This is a genomic window from Streptococcus caledonicus, from assembly GCF_042656225.1.
Taxonomy (GTDB): domain Bacteria; phylum Bacillota; class Bacilli; order Lactobacillales; family Streptococcaceae; genus Streptococcus; species Streptococcus caledonicus.
In genome coordinates this window covers 25594-27543 of record NZ_JBHSOJ010000026.1, presented here as the reverse complement: position 1 = coordinate 27543, position 1950 = coordinate 25594, and the positions used below count along the sequence as shown (strand labels likewise).

General features: G+C 38.4%; 3 tRNA genes and 2 pseudogenes. 2 read left to right on the top strand and 3 right to left on the bottom strand.

Annotation, left to right across the window (positions count from 1 at the left end):
• Positions 1-556, top strand: a pseudogene (locus ACFPQ3_RS09495) (transposase); the annotation flags it as partial.
• Positions 557-837: 281 nt separating this feature from the next.
• Here the strand turns inward: ACFPQ3_RS09495 and tnpA are convergent.
• The 3 genes and pseudogenes from tnpA to ACFPQ3_RS09480 all read right to left on the bottom strand — a co-directional run.
• Positions 838-1268 (bottom strand): annotated as a pseudogene (gene tnpA / locus ACFPQ3_RS09490) (IS200/IS605 family transposase); the annotation flags it as partial.
• Positions 1269-1433: 165 nt separating this feature from the next.
• A tRNA-Glu gene (locus ACFPQ3_RS09485) sits at positions 1434-1505 on the bottom strand.
• 9 nt (positions 1506-1514) lie between these two features.
• Positions 1515-1586: transfer RNA gene (locus ACFPQ3_RS09480), tRNA-Glu, on the bottom strand.
• A gap of 125 nt (positions 1587-1711) precedes the next feature.
• Between ACFPQ3_RS09480 and ACFPQ3_RS09475 the strand changes: the two genes are divergently transcribed.
• Positions 1712-1785 (top strand) — tRNA-Arg (locus ACFPQ3_RS09475).
• The last annotated feature ends 165 nt before the right edge of the window (positions 1786-1950 follow it).

Below are 1950 nucleotides of genomic sequence, written 5' to 3'. Positions count from 1 at the left end.
TAACATTCTTCAATCAGGAGGAATCAAATTAACGACTTACATTGAAGATATTATGGGCAGTTCTGGGCGTAACTTGATGACTCTTTTAGTCAATGGAAAAGCCATCACACCAGAAGTTATTCGTGCTAATGTTTATACGACTCTGAAACAGAAAATTCCTCAACTAGAAAAAGCCTTGGATGGTTATTTTTCAGCTCATCATCGGTTTATGTTAGAGCAAGCATTAGAAACTTATGATTGTTATAATGCTAAAATCCAACAGTTAGAAAATCGAATAGACAGTTATCTCAAAGACTATGAGCGAGAACTAGAGATATTGGATAGTATTCCGGTTATCGATCAGATTACAGCCTCTGTTGTTATCGCTGAAGTTGGTGTTGAGATGAACCAATTTCCAACAGTTGGTCAATTAAGTTCTTGTCCTGGGTTATGTCTAGGAAATCATGAGAGTGCTGGTAAAAAATGAAGTAGCCGAATAAGACATGGTAATGCTTACCTGAAAAAGTGCCTTTGTCAAGCTGTCTTTGCGGCTAGACGACAAAAAGGCAGTCCTATCAATTAACTTATTCTGAATTTTGCCAACAAAAAAGATTGTTAGAGACGAGCTAACAATCCAAAACTAAAAATTTTTCGCCTATATTGTAACATAGGGGAGGAAGTTTTGCACTTTTTTGAAGTTTTCGTATAAAAATATCTCAACCTTCTCTTTTTGATAGTAATAACAGATCAACGCAGTTCTGTGACTATAAGCCGCTCTTGCCGACTAGAGCCAAAGGTCCACTGAAACAGCTTCCTTGCGCACCACTTTCCCAAGCTAGTGCTAAAGCAGCTTCTCCATTTCCTCTTATTTGGTTCGCCTGTAAACGGATCAACAGTTTCAAACAATATGAGCTGATTTGCTACTCTATCTTCTTGCAATTGATTTTGAATATACTCGGAGATAACCTTTTGGTTTAGCCTTACCGTGCTCACATAATGCCCTTCTGCCCCAAAATGGCGATTACCATATTTGTATCTCAGATTGGTGTGTTTATCAAACATCATAAAAGCACTATTACCTTTTTAATAGCCCATAAAACTAGCTATACTCAGTTTAGGTGGCATACTAACCAGCATTCCGAACAGGCGTTTGCCACGTGAATTGGAATTCCTCTGCGCTCACACAAATCACGAACAATTTTTCCGATACTTGATTTGTACTTGCCATAAACGATGTAATATTTACAATTCCAACGTGTATGTGATAAACTTTCACTATACTCTCTCATGAGGGACCTCTTCCGTGACATCATTGGGTGGCGGGGAAACTACTTCTATCTTATCATTTTAGGAAGATTTTTTAATACCACGCTGGAAGCTCCACGGAACTACTAGCATAGCTAGTGTTTTTTGGTTGACAATATAAAAAAAACTGCCAACTGCAGTTTTTTTTATACTCCGTACGGGATTCGAACCCGTGTTACCGCCGTGAAAAGGCGGTGTCTTAACCCCTTGACCAACGGAGCAAAAATTTATAGTCCGTACGGGATTCGAACCCGTGTTACCGCCGTGAAAAGGCGGTGTCTTAACCCCTTGACCAACGGACCATAAGTGCTATTCGTTCAACACTCTTATTATTATAGCAGATATATTTTTTTTGTCCAGTCTTTCATTTCATTTTTTATTTAAATATTGCTTTTTTTTTGTTAATTTGATATACTAATGAAACTGAGGTCTCATAGCTCAGCTGGATAGAGCATTCGCCTTCTAAGCGAACGGTCGCAGGTTCGAATCCTGCTGGGATCACTAAAAGAGTCTGGGACAATAATCCCTTGGCTCCAAAAAAAGCAACGGATTTCCCGTTGCTTTTTTGCATGGTTGCAATAGTCTTGGTAAAATAGAATTGCTCAATAAACCATTTAGAAAGGCTATCTCATACATATTCACTATAACACAAATCAAACGACTTTA